The organism is Bartonella sp. AP7XZML (assembly GCF_042195745.1).
GTDB lineage: Bacteria > Pseudomonadota > Alphaproteobacteria > Rhizobiales > Rhizobiaceae > Bartonella.
On the sequence record NZ_JBHIOT010000060.1, the window covers coordinates 1 to 1,591 of the forward strand.

The 1,591-nt window shown below is 36.6% G+C and carries 1 pseudogene; it reads left to right on the forward strand.

Features of this window, described 5'->3' with window-relative positions:
- Positions 1-1,112 (forward strand): annotated as a pseudogene (locus ACFILT_RS04420) (DUF3987 domain-containing protein); the annotation flags it as partial.
- Positions 1,113-1,591 lie beyond the last annotated feature (479 nt).

Sequence of the window (1,591 nt, forward strand, 5' to 3'; positions counted from 1 at the left end):
AGATACTTGAAACTTTAGACAAATCCGAAAAGAAAAAACAAGCCCATAAAGCAATAAAAAAAGGAGATCTTGAAACAGCCCATGCTCTTTTGTCTGAAACCCTCTCTAAAGACAATGCGCGTGATGAGGATGTCTCTCGTTTTATTGTCAATGATGTGACCGTGGAAAAGCTTGGGGAACTTTTAAAAGAAAATCCCCGTGGTCTCTTGATGGTGCGTGATGAATTATCCGGTTTCTTAACAGATATGGAACGCAAGGAATATCAAACAGACCGTGCCTTTTATTTGGAAGCTTTTAATGGAGATGGTCAATTTACTTATGACCGTATAGGGCGTGGAACCATTTTTATTCCCAATGCAACCGTTTCTATTATAGGGGGCATTCAACCCTCTCGCATTCTCCCCTTTATACGCAATGTTTTATATGGCAAAGGCAATGATGGTTTCTTACAACGCTTTCAAATGCTGGTCTTTCCCGATGAGACAAAAGATTGGAAATGGGTTGATAGACCTCCCAATCAAGAGGCATGGGAAACTTATGAAGGGGCATTTCGTTCTCTTTATGATAAACCCCTTGGTTCACCAGAACACCCTCTTGTGATGCGCTTTTCTGCTGAAGCTCAAGAGATCTTTCGTGAATGGATGCAAAAGATTTTTAAAGAAGCCAAAGAGAACAACCTTTCTGAAAGCTTACAAGCGCATCTTTTGAAAATGCCTAAGACCATAGTAAGCCTTGCATTGATTTTTGAATTAACCGAAGGGGGGCGTTTTGAAATCAATAAAGATGCCCTTCAAACAGCCTTGTGATGGGAAAAATATTTGTTAAGTCATGTCAAAAGGCTTTATGCGGCGGCGAATAGCTTAGCAACAGAGGGGGCAAAATTAATTGTCGAACGTTGTGATCATTTACCCGATGTTTTTACAACAAGGGATATTTATAAACGTGATTGGAAATGTTTCAAAGATAATGGAGCCGTTAAGCAAGCTTTAGAGCTTTTATGCCGTTGTAACTATATACGTGAAATCTCTGGAGACAAGAGCTCACAAGGCGGTCGACCGACCATACGCTATGAATGGAATCCCTTAGTGACAAGCCATAAAACATCACACTGAGGCAATTTGGAAATCTTATAGAACATTAACAATATAACAGTGAACTCTTCAAAGCACTCCCCATTATAAGTTTTGGGGGTGTTTTTTATACGTATTATTTTATTTTTTTAAACAAAAATAAAAATAATTATATTTCAATATGTTAATGTTTTAAATAAACAACCTATATTAAATACAATCTGTAAATACAATCTATGATATATATAAAAAGGGGTTTTGTAGGGGTTTTGGGGGGGTTAAGAACCTACAAAACCTCTCTATAAAACCTATCAAAGTACTCATTCTGATATTTTAAAGCACGTAGTACATTTATCTTGATTAACCCGTGAAACGAATAGCAAATTTTACTACTTTGCTGATCTTATTCCATGCCATGGGCTGTGGATAAACAATCTTTTAAAACCCCTTTTGAAAAAATTTATCCGTTTTTTCGCATTTTTCTACATTTTTTTCACCATTTGCTCAAAATGGATTTAATA